Annotated in this window: 14 protein-coding genes and 1 pseudogene; 6 read left to right on the forward strand and 9 right to left on the reverse strand. The window is 40.2% G+C overall.

What is annotated here, in order from left to right:
* The first annotated feature begins 652 nt into the window (after positions 1 to 652).
* The 5 genes from ACJMKR_RS01920 to ACJMKR_RS01940 all read left to right on the forward strand — a co-directional run bounded on the left by ACJMKR_RS01920 (position 653) and on the right by ACJMKR_RS01940 (position 4,612).
* Positions 653 to 961: a putative quinol monooxygenase gene (locus ACJMKR_RS01920; protein WP_423063543.1), complete on the forward strand. Its 309-nt coding sequence runs from the start codon at positions 653 to 655 to the stop codon at positions 959 to 961.
* Positions 962 to 1,194: 233 nt separating this feature from the next.
* A complete protein-coding gene (locus ACJMKR_RS01925) occupies positions 1,195 to 1,329 on the forward strand; it encodes a hypothetical protein (RefSeq protein WP_423063544.1) in 135 nt (44 codons plus the stop codon).
* An 82-nt stretch (positions 1,330 to 1,411) separates the two neighbouring features.
* Positions 1,412 to 2,389, forward strand: coding sequence for an IS5 family transposase (locus ACJMKR_RS01930; RefSeq protein WP_423062509.1), 978 nt, complete (start codon positions 1,412 to 1,414; stop codon positions 2,387 to 2,389).
* Positions 2,390 to 3,097: 708 nt separating this feature from the next.
* On the forward strand, positions 3,098 to 3,457 hold the full coding sequence (locus ACJMKR_RS01935; RefSeq protein ID WP_423064272.1) for a phosphatase PAP2 family protein: 360 nt from the start codon (positions 3,098 to 3,100) through the stop codon (positions 3,455 to 3,457).
* 177 nt (positions 3,458 to 3,634) lie between these two features.
* Entirely contained in the window at positions 3,635 to 4,612 is a 978-nt protein-coding gene (locus tag ACJMKR_RS01940) for an IS5 family transposase (protein WP_423062509.1), read from the forward strand.
* A gap of 28 nt (positions 4,613 to 4,640) precedes the next feature.
* Here the strand turns inward: ACJMKR_RS01940 and ACJMKR_RS01945 are convergent, their stop codons facing one another.
* The 3 genes from ACJMKR_RS01945 to ACJMKR_RS01955 form a co-directional block, all read right to left on the reverse strand.
* On the reverse strand, positions 4,641 to 4,880 hold the full coding sequence (locus tag ACJMKR_RS01945; RefSeq protein WP_423063545.1) for an AAA family ATPase: 240 nt from the start codon (positions 4,878 to 4,880) through the stop codon (positions 4,641 to 4,643).
* Positions 4,858 to 4,989, reverse strand: coding sequence for a hypothetical protein (locus ACJMKR_RS01950; RefSeq protein WP_423063546.1), 132 nt, complete (start codon positions 4,987 to 4,989; stop codon positions 4,858 to 4,860). The genes ACJMKR_RS01945 and ACJMKR_RS01950 overlap by 23 nt, the downstream gene beginning before the upstream one ends.
* A 697-nt stretch (positions 4,990 to 5,686) precedes the next feature.
* Positions 5,687 to 6,388, reverse strand: coding sequence for an IS6 family transposase (locus tag ACJMKR_RS01955; protein ID WP_423063547.1), 702 nt, complete (start codon positions 6,386 to 6,388; stop codon positions 5,687 to 5,689).
* Positions 6,389 to 6,451: 63 nt separating this feature from the next.
* Here ACJMKR_RS01955 and ACJMKR_RS01960 point away from each other — a divergent pair, with 63 nt between their 5' ends.
* Positions 6,452 to 7,072: an IS3 family transposase gene (locus ACJMKR_RS01960; RefSeq protein WP_423063548.1), complete on the forward strand. Its 621-nt coding sequence runs from the start codon at positions 6,452 to 6,454 to the stop codon at positions 7,070 to 7,072.
* A 135-nt stretch (positions 7,073 to 7,207) separates the two neighbouring features.
* Here ACJMKR_RS01960 and ACJMKR_RS01965 read toward each other — a convergent pair.
* The 6 genes and pseudogenes from ACJMKR_RS01965 to ACJMKR_RS01990 form a co-directional block, all read right to left on the reverse strand.
* A pseudogene (locus ACJMKR_RS01965) lies at positions 7,208 to 8,326 on the reverse strand (IS481 family transposase).
* 761 nt (positions 8,327 to 9,087) lie between these two features.
* On the reverse strand, positions 9,088 to 10,626 hold the full coding sequence (locus ACJMKR_RS01970; protein ID WP_423062547.1) for a transposase: 1,539 nt from the start codon (positions 10,624 to 10,626) through the stop codon (positions 9,088 to 9,090).
* 364 nt (positions 10,627 to 10,990) lie between these two features.
* Positions 10,991 to 11,656, reverse strand: a complete 666-nt coding sequence (gene gph, locus ACJMKR_RS01975; RefSeq protein ID WP_423063549.1) for a phosphoglycolate phosphatase — start codon at positions 11,654 to 11,656, stop codon at positions 10,991 to 10,993.
* A complete protein-coding gene (gene ubiG / locus ACJMKR_RS01980; RefSeq protein ID WP_423063550.1) occupies positions 11,637 to 12,374 on the reverse strand; it encodes a bifunctional 2-polyprenyl-6-hydroxyphenol methylase/3-demethylubiquinol 3-O-methyltransferase UbiG in 738 nt (245 codons plus the stop codon). Before ubiG ends, gph begins: the two co-directional genes overlap by 20 nt.
* Positions 12,367 to 12,723 carry an Hpt domain-containing protein gene (locus ACJMKR_RS01985; protein WP_423063551.1) on the reverse strand — a complete coding sequence of 119 codons (357 nt, stop codon included), beginning with the start codon at positions 12,721 to 12,723 and terminating at the stop codon, positions 12,367 to 12,369. The genes ubiG and ACJMKR_RS01985 overlap by 8 nt, the downstream gene beginning before the upstream one ends.
* A 12-nt stretch (positions 12,724 to 12,735) precedes the next feature.
* Complete coding sequence (locus tag ACJMKR_RS01990; protein ID WP_423063552.1) at positions 12,736 to 13,584, reverse strand: cation diffusion facilitator family transporter; 849 nt, start codon at positions 13,582 to 13,584, stop codon at positions 12,736 to 12,738.
* Positions 13,585 to 13,820 lie beyond the last annotated feature (236 nt).

The raw sequence follows: 13,820 nt of genomic DNA on the forward strand, positions 1-13,820 counted from the left end.
ATAGATTGTTCATATTTTAGTTAGGCAACAAAGCCTGGCAACGAATAAGACAATACGATTATCGGAATTATTCAGAGTTAGCGATTCAACTCTACAAAAAAATATTGGGTAGTACGTTACTACATGCTCGAGATTTTGTGCGGCAAAAAATCGAATCAATGATCGGTTTCGGTATTTTAAATAAAATGACACGGTTAGGAATGCCAGCAAGTTATCATTGCGCCTAAATTTTGCGACACAAACAAAGCCGTGAGATTAGGCAACAAAGCCAAATGGACACACAAATACACCATGGACTGAGATTTTACAAAACCATTTCGCATATTAGGCGCGATCTGCTTGAAAATCGTTGGGCTCTTATTATAATATCGTCAGCAAAAATGAAATAGATTGTTCACATTTTAGTTCGGCAACAAAGCCCCTGAGGTCTCGGAGTGGGAGTGACGACGACGTCCGGGGTTATTTTAAGTTGTCGATTATTGAAAGAGATGGCAATAATCTATCACGGGCGTCGCTACACGCTTGGCGTTTTTGGGAAATTTATATTGACTAGCTTGTAGACAGACCTCTTCAAAGAGAGAGTTTATAAAATAAGTCCATGCAGCGATTTCGATAGCAAGATTTTCGGCTCATTTATGCAAAGAGGAAAATTATGACCGCGGAAAGAGATATGCCTATTTACTATTTGTCCTATTTTACAGCAAAGCCAAACTGCACTGATGAACTTATCTCTGCATTGATGAAATTAATCAATCCAACACGATCAGAAGATGGGTGTTTGTTATATGAATTAGCTATAGATAAATCAAACCAACGTGTTTTGATTATGATTGAAAAATTTATCAATGCAGAGGCTTTAGCTATACATGCAGAGCAATCTTATATTAAAAATTTCATGGAAAATGTCATGGATAAATTATGTGAGAAAGTTGCATGGCATGAAGTCAATCTAATTTCCTGAGATAAATAGGTTTGTCGTCTAAGTAAAAGGCTTTGTTGCCTAGCCTCACGCCTTTATTTGTGTCGCAAAATTTAGGCGCAATGATAACTTGCTGGCATTCTGGCCTGACGCATCAAATTACGGAAGTTGATATTTCAATAGGTTACACGGTGGACTCAAATTTTTCGTCGCGCTAAAATGGCCATTTTTCACACATATCCTGATTAAATTTTATATATAAGGAGCATCATTCCATGGGTAACCCAGCCAAAGCTTCCGGTGAGAACGCTCTTTCCTACCTTGAGGAATTGCTGAATCGCTACGAAACGGTTTTACACCAACACCGTCTCGACAATCCGGATTTATATCAATTAGGCTTTGTTGCCTAACTAAAACATGAACAATCTATGTAATTTTTGCTGTCTATATTATAATCAGCACCCCAGGGTTTTCAAGCAGAAGGCGGTTCATATGCCAAATAAATATCCAAACAAAAAAGGCTGGACGATTCCCAAGCAGAAATACAAGGTGAGCAATTGGCGTGAATATAATAATGCATTACGCAATCGTGCCAATATTGAAATCTGGATATCCGATGATATTATTCATTCGTGGTATGAAAAAGATCGTGTGTATGATGGCAAAGGCGCACCCCAAAAGTTCACGGATCTTGCGATCATTACCTGCCATGAAATTCGGCAAGTTTTTCGTTTAGCGTTGAGGCAATGTCAAGGGTTTATGAATTCAATTTTCAAGATGAAAGCCCTTAATATAAAATCACCGGATTACAGTTGCTTGTCAAAACGGTTAGCGCTTTTAACTATTCAGTCGCCTCGTTACAGGAAAACGGAATCGGCAGATAAAAGCGTTGTGGCTATCGCCCTTGACTCCACTGGGTTAAAACGGTTTGGCAGAGGTGAATGGCATCAGGAAACATATACATTATCAGCCAAACGGAGTTGGCGTAAATTGCATATAGCCGTTGATAATAAACATATTATTCATGGTAATGATTTAACGGATCGCTTTACGGCGGATTGCCAAAGCGTTGCAACGTTATCAAAGCAACTTACTTGCAAAGTGGGCCATGTCAGCGCCGATGGTGCCTACGATAAGAATCCTGTTTATGAAATATTATCAAATTACTTTAAAGGAGCCGCTATAATAATGCCGCCTGATAGTGATGCTGTTTATGATAAAAATAATCATACACAACGTAATGGTAATGTTAAGCAACTAAAAGCATTGGGCCGAATGGCTTGGCAACGAATAAGACAATACGGTTATCGGAATTATTCAGAGTTGGCGATTCAACGCTACAAAAGAATATTGGGTAGTACGTTACATGCTCGAGATTTTGTACGGCAAAAAATCGAATCAATGATCGGTTGTGGTGTGTTAAATAAAATGACACGGCTAGGAATGCCGGCGAGTTATCGTTGCGCCTAAATTTTGCGACACAGACAAAGCCGTGAGGTTAGGCAACAAAGCCTCCGATCTATCGGACAGAAAATATGTCCGATAAATCTCAACTGTCAGATCAAGTCGAGAGTTCTACAGACTGGAATTTTACAAAACCGAAAATTTCTTCGTGCAATTTATGGGGGATTTGTGCGGAACCCCTGCTTGAAAATCGTGGGGCACTGAATTATAATGGCCTTCCTGAGAAAATCAAATTTTGAACAATTTTAGCGGCATAATTGATTGTTTTTATTAAGTTCCAAAAACTCAATTTTTAGTTTCGAGAGAGGTATAATGATAGATATAGACAACAAAAATGCAATAGATTGTTCATATTTTTAGTTAGGTACCAAAGCCGCTTGGGATAACTATTCCCAAGTGTTTTTTGATAATTTTCTTTTACTGCATAAAGTGACGAGGATTTTTCCAATAAAAACTTCATTAAAAATACTATTTTTATTATTTGTCAGCACAGCATTAATCGTTTTAAGTTATTTTTTTATAGATCGTCAGCTTGTATGGTTTCTTGTAGCACATCATTCACGAAGTTTTTGGATATTAAAAATATTTGCGAATGACATACCATTATTTATTACGGCAATTATATTTTTGTACTACATTTATTTTTTTATTAAACTGACTGTTTTTAATATAAAAAAATTTGACAAAAAATTTATCGTTGTATGTAATTCAATCGTGATCGCTATTTTTTTAAAGGATATTTTAAAAAATGTTTTTAGTCGATACTGGCCTGCTACTTTTACTTGTAATAACCCTTCACTTATTAGTAATCACGTTTATGGATTTGCCTGGTTTAAACTAAGTAATGCATATGCATCATTTCCATCAGGACATACGACGTTTATTTTTTCTTTTTCGATTAGCATGTGGTTTTTATTTCCTAAGTTGCGATGGTTGTGGAGCTTGTTGGCATTCTGTACTATTTTGGGCCAAATAGGGTTGTATTACCATTTTGTAAGCGACGTGATTGCTGGAATAGCGCTGGGAAGCCTCGTTGCATTTTACAACGTAAGTTATAGCAAGTCGGCACTCTAATGCAAAGCTTGGCATTGTTTTATCCGGGTCTGTAAATAAAACTCTCTACTGTACATACGATGCGCGCCATGGAGAGGTGAGGCTTTGTTGCCTAACTAAAACATGAACAATCTATGTAATTTTTGCTGTCTATATTATAATCAGCACCCCAGGATTTTCAAGCAGAAGGCGGTTCATATGCCAAATAAATATCCAAACAAAAAAGGCTGGACGATTCCCAAGCAGAAATACAAGGTGAGCAATTGGCGTGAATATAATAATGCATTACGCAATCGTGCCAATATTGAAATCTGGATATCCGATGATATTATTCATTCGTGGTATGAAAAAGATCGTGTGTATGATGGCAAAGGCGCACCCCAAAAGTTCACGGATCTTGCGATCATTACGTGCCATGAAATTCGGCAAGTTTTTCGTTTAGCGTTGAGGCAATGTCAAGGGTTTATGAATTCAATTTTCAAGATGAAAGCCCTTAATATAAAATCACCGGATTACAGTTGCTTGTCAAAACGGTTAGCGCTTTTAACTATTCAGTCGCCTCGTTACAGGAAAACGGAATCGGCAGATAAAAGCGTTGTGGCTATCGCCCTTGACTCCACTGGGTTAAAACGGTTTGGCAGAGGTGAATGGCATCAGGAAACATATACATTATCAGCCAAACGGAGTTGGCGTAAATTGCATATAGCCGTTGATAATAAACATATTATTCATGGTAATGATTTAACGGATCGCTTTACGGCGGATTGCCAAAGCGTTGCAACGTTATCAAAGCAACTTACTTGCAAAGTGGGCCATGTCAGCGCCGATGGTGCCTACGATAAGAATCCTGTTTATGAAATATTATCAAATTACTTTAAAGGAGCCGCTATAATAATGCCGCCTGATAGTGATGCTGTTTATGATAAAAATAATCATACACAACGTAATGGTAATGTTAAGCAACTAAAAGCATTGGGCCGAATGGCTTGGCAACGAATAAGACAATACGGTTATCGGAATTATTCAGAGTTGGCGATTCAACGCTACAAAAGAATATTGGGTAGTACGTTACATGCTCGAGATTTTGTACGGCAAAAAATCGAATCAATGATCGGTTGTGGTGTGTTAAATAAAATGACACGGCTAGGAATGCCGGCGAGTTATCGTTGCGCCTAAATTTTGCGACACAGACAAAGCCGTGAGGTTAGGCAACAAAGCCCTCCAGCGTTTCTGTGCGAACAGCCTTATCAAATTTTTGAATACTAGCTACTCTAGGCTCAACTTGATGGTCTTCACGTAAAGAGCACCAATAGCTTGCGGTGGGTTGCTTGTCCGTGTCGATTAAAAGCAAATCATTAGATTTTCTGGTTCTCATTGCTGCAAGATTAGTGGCAATGGTTGTCTTCCCAGGGCCGCCCTTCTCACCGCCTATTAAAATAATCATAAGCTATCGATGCGCGCCATGGAGAGCGAAGCGAAGGCGCGTATTCCGCGGTAGGCTCGGATTTTTTGCCGAGCGTAAGCGACTGCAAAAAATCTTTACGAGCCGTCAAGTCATTTGAGAGCCCGTGCGTAGTCGAGCCGTGAGGTCGCGGAGCGCGGGCGACGAGGACGTCCGCGGCTATTTAAGTTGTCGCGTATTGCGAGTCGAGTATTGACAGGGATGGCAATAATCTATCACGAGCATCGCGACACGCTTGCCCTCTTTTATTGCTATAAATGCAATAGCATTATGATATCATAGCGCTATTGAAAAGCAATCTAAATGATTTCATATTGATATTATCATGCAATCACAATGATATCACAAATAATTTTATTAAACCAATTATTCATAAAAGATCGGTTGCTTTTTAAGATCTTTCATTTGCAAAAAGAGCCTTTTTTCGACTCTTTTTGCAAATGAAAGAAGATTAAGGTTTGTTTGACTTAGGCAAAACCCCAGTTTAAAATAGGCATAACTTTTATTAAAAGCCCCTTTTTAAGGGGCTTAAAAAAAACTTTACGTTATGGCGTATAAAGCAAAAGCATATATCGATCAACTTACTGGGCGGGGTAGCACTGCCTTTACTATTGGGCAGATGCAAGACGATCTTGGGATAACTAACAAGGCTGCCAGACGAATGTTGGTGCGCCTTTTATGTAATAAAGAGATAGCCACGCCGGCTAAAGGGTACTATTTAATTCGGCTCTGTCGCAATTAATTCACGTAAATACAATATTGCTTATGCGCATTTTTCCTGGTCGCAATTAGGCTGCGAGTGCATAGAATTGTTCAAACACAGCCATATTAGCAGCATTTTTATACTGACCTTTTTGGAGCATGTGATGTAATTCAATCCCAGCTAAAGTTGCCTCAGCTGTATCAAACGATTTAAATCCCATCATCGGTTTTATAATTCTTTTAATGCTGCGATGATCTTGCTCCACAATATTATTTAAATATTTTATGTCACGAACAAAAATAGTTATGAAAACTCCACAAATCATCGATAATAATGTCAATATTAAATTAATCGATTTTAAGGCTGATTTATTTGATCCACTTTTATCAATGGTAACTTTCTTTGGTAGCCCATGAGTCCCGATCGCTTTCTTGAAAAAGCGTTTCGCCGCTTGTTTATCGCGTTGTTTCGATAGTAAAAAGTCGATCGTATTACCCTCTTTATCAACAGCGCGATATAAATAATGCCAATCGCCTTTTACTTTGATGTAGGTTTCGTGCATTCTCCAACTACCACCGACAGGAGATTTATGTTTTTTCCGGAATTCTGCTTCCAATAAGGGCGCGTATTTAATAACCCAACGATTTATTGTGGAGTGATCTACATTGACTCCTCTTTCTAGCATGAGTTCTTCAATATTTCGGTAGCTCAGCGCGTAAGCTAAATACCAGCGCACCGCCATCAAAATAATCCCCTTCTCAAAATGGCGCCATTTGAAATTGATCATATCACATCCTTCTACGTAGATAATTCACTATAAGCCATCAATTATACACACCGGCTTCGAGATTTGCGACACAACCTTGAGCGGCGTATGCGCTCCATGGGCTTAAAAGCACTTGCCAAGCGTAGATTTAAAATAACCACAGACTCGGGTCACAACAAGGCTATTTTTGAGAATATTTTAAAGAGAGATTTCACGAGAACGGCGATCAATCAAAAATGGGTGAGTGATCTGACGTACATTCCAACCCGTGAAGGTTGGTTGTATTTAGCGGTGGTTATCGATGTGCATTCACGTTCGGTTATTGGCTCGTCAATGAATAAAAGCATGAAACAAGATTTAGTGTGTGATGCGTTATTGATGGCGTTATTCAAACGAAAATATCCAAAGCAAGTGATTATACACTCTGATCGGGGCAGTCAATATTGTTCGAAAAAATATAGGGAAATCATCAAGCAAAACAAGCTGATTGGTTCAATGAGCAGAAAGGCTAATTGTTGGGATAATGCCATTGCAGAAAGTTTTTTCCATACCCTAAAAACGGAACTTGTGCATGTGAATGATTACACAACACGCGCTGAAGCAAGGCAAAGTCTTTTTCAGTATATTGAAGGCTATTACAATCACAGAAGAATGCATTCAGCTATTGACTACAAGACCCCTGTTGCGCTTGAATGTGCTGCGTAAAATCGAAAAAAAATGTGTCCGGTAAAGTGAGGGAAGATCAGTTTTGCAAATAAAGTTTGAGTTGTAGAACTCTCGACTTGATCTGACAGTTGAGATTTATCGGACATATTTTCTGTCCGATAAATCGGATTCTAATTACTCCTCTACCAGTTGCGTGTCGTGATTACTGTGCGCCTTATTCAATTCATCTGGCGACACGCTTGGAATAGTTTTACATAGTTTATCTAATTCTTTTTCTTGTGCCAAATGCTTTGCATCAAGAAAAGTTTGCATGGGTGTTTTTCCATAACAACGCTCGCCGGAATGGGGCCTGACCTCATTATATGTTTTGATCCACGCATCAACGTCTTGTTGTAATTCTTCTAGGGAACGATATATTTTTTTTCGAAAAGCAACATCATAAAATTCTTGTTTAATCGTTTTATGAAAACGTTCACAAATACCATTGGTCTGCGGAGAACGTGCGCGTGTTTTCGAATGGTCAATGTCTTCAACTGCTAAATAAAGTTGATAGGCGTGGTTCTCAATTTTTCCACAATATTCCGTCCCGCGATCCGTGAGCATACGCAGCAATCGGATACCTTGCTCATTAAACCATGGCAATACACGTTCATTTAATAAATGAGCTGCCGTCATCGCTGTTTTCTCCGTGTATAACTTCGCAAAAGCGATTCTGCTATAGGTATCGACAAAAGTCTGCTCATAAATACGGCCAACGCCCTTCATCGTGCCAACATAATACGTATCCTGAGAACCTAAATAACCTGGGTGTTCTGTTTCAATCTCGCCGTGCGCTTCTTTTTCTCGTTTTGATTTTTCTAATGCTTGTCATTGTTCTTCCGTTAATAACATACCGTCTTGCGCCGATTTCGCTTCAAGCGCTTTTAGTCGCTTCTTAAAAGTCTCTAGATCATTACGTAGCCACACCGAACGAACTCCGCTGCTCGATACGATAATGCCTCGCGCCAGTAATTCATTGGCCGCACGTGCCTGACCTAACGCTGGGTTTTCAATAGCCAAAGCAATTACCCCTTCTTCTACATGTAGCGGCACTCTATTTTTTTCATTCGGTTTCTTCTTACTCATATCATGGAGTGCTTCTTCGCCACCATTTTCATAAAGTGTTTTGAAACGGTAAAAACTGTCGCGTGAATAACCCATAACCTTACAGGCTTGTGAAACATTTCCCAATTGTTTAGACAGCTCTAGTAAACCTAATTTGGGTTTGATAATCTTTTCGGATACACTGGTCATAATGACACTCCTCGTGTTGGTTGTTTAAGGTTGGTCAATTAAATTTTACTCTAACTGACCAGGAGTGTCAGATCAAGTCTGAAGGTTTACATTTGAGTGTCTTTGCTTCATTCTCATTGCATTCTTTTGCCAATTTCAAGTCTTCTCGCGATTTTTGAGTTGTCGTAGCATTAACAGCGTAGGGGCCACTTTTGTTTTTACAATCAACATGGCTTGGTAGCGCAGTGATATTGTCAGTGTGTTTGAAGTTATCGGACACAATTATTCTCGCACTCTAAAGTATGTATCAGTATGAATCATGTTTGTAAGTTATCATAAATTGTTTGTAGTGTAGGGAAGTTTACCTCACAAATGGATTATTTGTAACTGTTTACCTTGGTCCAAAGTTGTAAGTTTTTTTCCACAGCGTAAATAATTTCTAAAGAGACTCTTAATGATTACTTAATATATTCTGCGTCTAGGTCAGTAATTTTTTAAAAAATCGTGCTAATAAACTAGAAAAACAAATGCATGGATTGCTAAAGCCCTACCGATTCCAATTTAAGATTTATATTCATAACGCATGAAATTAAATTGAATGAAAACACTTTACAATAAATGAGGATTGAATTATGGAAAACGGTGAATCAAATAATTGGTTCCACTTTCCCATGATTTAATACAGAAGACGCTTCTAATAGGCTATCTCATCCATTGGACTTTGGATAAATAAAATCCCTTGCCAGTTAGGACAATAATCAAAAAATGTGAGTTTCTAAATCTTAAGCTGTTTTTTGCAGCAATTCGTAGAATTTCTCAGGTGTAAAATTTATTTTATCCAACCATGATTTTACTATCCCAATCAAATCCTCTATTTTTTCAGGGTCTGAGTTTTGCGTCTTTTCTTCAGTCCTCTGAATCGTTTTAATTTTTGAGTTGCTATTTTTGAAAATAGCAGGATGTCGCGTGCGTTTCCCCTGCGTATCACCTTTGGTTCTGCCTTGCGGATTACCGCGTGGTTTGCAGAGATTAGCAGGCGTGCCAACGGTATCAAGCACCGTAGAAAAACCCCGTTGCGTTTGTGAAGGGGTCGCAGTTATTGATGGTTTTTCGTTATCCACTTGGAAGCTCGGCAAATACCGCTCCCATTTTTTCGGTAAAATCGGGGCAAGATTCCTCGCTAGATAAAGTTGCGTATACGCTAATGCTGTCATCCGCCACCAATCTTCTTCGTGCTTAACATCCGGTGTTTGGTATCGGTCAAATAACAGTTTGTCTTTACCAAAACGAAAGTAGTGTTCAATGTCATAGCGTCTATCGTAATAGTGATAGGCTTCTAATGCTGTGATTTCATTACGTCGTTCACCAGCGAGTCCTAACCAGAGTGGATTTTTATATAAAGATTTACCGTTAGCATCAACCGCAACCAATTGCACAACAGTAACAGGATGCTCATATCCTTTAAATTGCTTTGAACCACGCAGTAATTGGTCACGCCATATTTTAATCTCCAATTGGTAAGTTTTGCCACTGCGGGTTGTAATGGTTTGCTGCACAATCTCATCGGATTCACGGTGAGTCGTGCTGTCGTTTAGTTTCATCGCATCACCATAGCGTTTTATACTTCCTGAGGTATTATCTTCTATTGATGCGGGCGCGAAAACATTACGGGTACTGTTAAAACGGAAAAGATGTACCCAATTGGGATTTTCGCTAACCAGTTTACGGCAAGCTTCTGTACCATATTTTGAATCAGCCACGCTAACCACCAATTTATGAGTAAGCGCTAAGTCTGCAATACAACGGTTAATTTGCTGCATCCCAACTACATTGCCTTTTTCATCGCTTTTAACGCGCCTCGTATCCAGTGGAACTAACCAATGCTTTTCTTGAGCTGCACCATCATTGGGCAATAGTGATACCGTTGAATATTCATGTCCAATGGTAATCGGTTTGTTACCCGGTGCTGGATTAGGGCTGTAAACCACATGGCGATCTTCAACACAGTGTGCACTTTGACGCGACTGTGGTGTCGTATCCGCAATAATGATCACACGGTCATCGCTATGACTCACATGTTCATATTGTATTTTCATCATGCTATCCCAACAATTTGCTACCGACAAACCATCGCTAATCGCATCGGTAATACTACTGTATTCACGTTCAAAGTATGGCGATTCACATAATTCTATAGGTGTTTTGCAGCGATGGCCATGGCTTGAAAGGGCATCGAGTAAATTCATATTGGCATCGCGTCGCGCGGGGAAGATGTTGTAGAGGAATGTACGGAATTGTTTTAGTTTTTCCGTCGCTAACATCGTTTGTTCCTTATTTTATTTTTTCGAACAAACGTTGTTTACAACGTAAAATTTTTTTTCGGTTTCTATGTCAAGCAATTTTTAATTATTTTTATAAATTTATCCAAAGTCCAACATCCAGATTGATCCGAAACAGTATGTTGCAACTACAGAATGCACATATAATGGCGAAAGGTTGCCTTCGACTCATTTTCTCTCCACCAAAACCTTCTAATGAACCTGAAGAGACGAAAGAGCACCAAGATGACTTTAAAAAAAATGGCTCCCAACTAATGTAGCAGATAAAAACCTTGCTGGCGCTTCCTTTGAAGTTCAGAATTTTCAGCCGCAGGAAGGCATTTTTACTTCATCATGGATTTTAGAATTACTGATTTAGCCAATCAATGATTTCTAAAGGTGAATCAATCAACCCATCGGCTTGCCATAAATGGGGTTGATAATCGGGGCGGAGATAACCGTATGTCGCAACGATAATGTACATGCCAGCGGTTTTTGCAGCACGCACATCACCGAGTGCATCGCCGACATAGAGCGAATGCTCGGGATCCGTGCCGGTTAAATAGCAAGCGTGATACAGCGGTTCAGGGTCAGGTTTGCGCTTTGCGAGTGTGTCACCAGCGACCAAGCAGGTATAGCGATTATCTAAATTAAAATGCGAAAGCAAAGGCTTAGCTAACCAGCCCGGCTTATTAGTGACGATGCCCCAAGGAAGGGCATTGTCATCCAAGTAATCGAGTACTTGTTCCATGCCGTCAAAAAATTTTGTCTCACGCGTCATGATTTGTTCATACGTTTCTAAAAATTCTTCTTTTAATAAATCAAATTGTTCATCATTTTCGTCGATGGGAAAGCCCTGTTTTAAAATACCACGCGTACCTTCTGCCACCGCCGGGCGTATTACTTTTAAAGGTAACGTTGGGCGATCATGGTGAGTAAGCACTTGGTTTAATGCCGCGGCAAGGTCGGGTGCCGTATCGAGTAAGGTACCATCGAGATCAAAAAAGAGTGAATTAATGTTGCGTGTTGGCATGATCGTTATCTGTTTTCTCAAAACAAGCTAAATAATTGACGGATACATCTTGGCATAACTCAAACTGGCTGTTGAATGGTTGATAGCGAATACCGGTTACATCTTTGAGTTGCAATGATGCTTGTTGCGCCCAGCGCGATAATTCAGAAGGGCGGATGAGTTTGTCGTATTCATGTGTGCCTTTCGGTAGCATATTTAAAAGATATTCTGCGCCGATAATTGCCAAAAAATAAGCTTTTAAATTGCGATTGATTGTCGAGAAAAACACACTCCCACCCGGCTTTACTAAATCAGAACACGCTTGAATGACACTGCTTGGATCGGGAACATGTTCCAATAGTTCCATACAAGTGACGACATCGAATGATTGTGGATGTTTTTTCGCTAAAGCTTCGACGCTGATGCGTTCATAGTGAATGCTAAGCGATTGTTGTTGGGCGTGCGTTTTTGCCACCTTTAACACCTCAGGGCTGAGGTCAATGCCGGTCACTGTAGCGCCTTCTTTACTCATGGCTTCCGATAAAATACCACCGCCGCAACCCACGTCGAGAACGATTTTGCTGTTTAACGAGGCGTGAGTACTAACGTATTGCAAACGCAAAGGATTAAGCAAATGAAGCGGCTTCATTTTGCCTTCGGGATCCCACCATTCTTTGGCCATGGCATCGAACTTGGCAATTTCGTTGGGATCAATATTAGATTCAAAAGTTTTATTCATGTAAGTAGTGTTGGTTTTGGATTGTGGTTAGTACCGTGTTAATTTCGTGATTAAGTCGTTTCATTAAATCGCTTATCGATCCATGCTGCTGCAGTTTCAAGGTGTCTTCTAATTCGGCGGCAAGTGCTTTGAGTTGAGTCACGCCCGTATAACAACAAGAACCGTGCAGTTTGTGGATGAGTTCTTGTAGCAGAGTATAGTCTTGTTTTTGGTGAGCCGCATTAATTGCATCACGCATGGTGGGTAATTCATTGGCGAACATGCCTAATAATTCCTTTGCAAGTTCTGGGTTGTTGTTGGTAAGTGTTAGCAATTCCTGCCAATCGATAGGACTTTTAACGTTACTCATTGTTATGCTCCATCAAGAAAGATTCCGATTCGTGCATGCCTCACAGTCCGTAATGTTTTGTTCGGGTTGTAAGGTAATATGATTAATATTGTATTCTGATTTCAAAACCATTTTCATCTCAGAAAATACGTTTTCCCACATCGTGATGTTTTTGACATCCACATGAGCCGAAAGTGCTATTTTACCAGAAGATAATGTCCAAATGTGAAGATCGTGAATTGCTTTTACTCCATCCAGTTGTGAGAGGTGCTGAGACACTTGGCGAATGTTGAGATGTTGAGGCACGCCTTCCATTAATACTGTCATCGTTTCGCGCAACAAGCGTAAACTCGATATCATGATAAGGATACCGATGAAAATGGATAAGATAGGATCGATACGCAGCCAGCCTGTAAAATAAATAATAACACCCGATGTGAAGGCCGCAAGTGAACCCAGTAGGTCACCTAAGACATGAAGAAGTGCTGCTTGAACGTTTAAGGTTCGTTCGCTGCGTGTTAGCAGCCATGCGACTAAGAGATTAATGGCAACGCCGATTGCAGCGATGACCATAACGGGAATACCGTTGACCTGCATTGGTGTATGAAGTCGACGAATGGCTTCGACAACAACTGCCACAGAAATAACGAGCATGATGACACTGCTGACCCAAGCTGCGAGTACTTCGGCCCGACCGAGACCGTAAGTATGCTTACTTGAAGGGGGTCTTAGTGCTACCCAGGCTGCGATGGCTGCAATGGTGAGGGTAACCGAGTCGGAGGCCATGTGGCCAGCATCCCCTAGTAGGGTAAGTGATCTAGCCCACCAGCCACCGATGGCCTCAATGCCAGCAAAGCCTAAGGTTAGCACAATGGCAAGCATGAGTACCTTGTGAGAGGCGCTGCGACCATGCTGATGGTGGTGGTCATGGTGATTGTGTTGGTGTGCGTTCATTTGCGGGTATTTTACTATTAAGTATGGAGTTATTCACGAGTTTTTATTGGTAAGTACGCGCCCTCGGTATGTGGAGCGCCGTTTGTGGGTGATTTTCCGCGAAAAACGAGCCTCGTCATGCTTTGAATTTCAATTGCTTGGCTTACGCGATTGGGGTTACTGCT

The organism is Candidiatus Paracoxiella cheracis (genome assembly GCF_049348705.1).
Lineage (GTDB): Bacteria > Pseudomonadota > Gammaproteobacteria > Coxiellales > Coxiellaceae > Paracoxiella > Paracoxiella cheracis.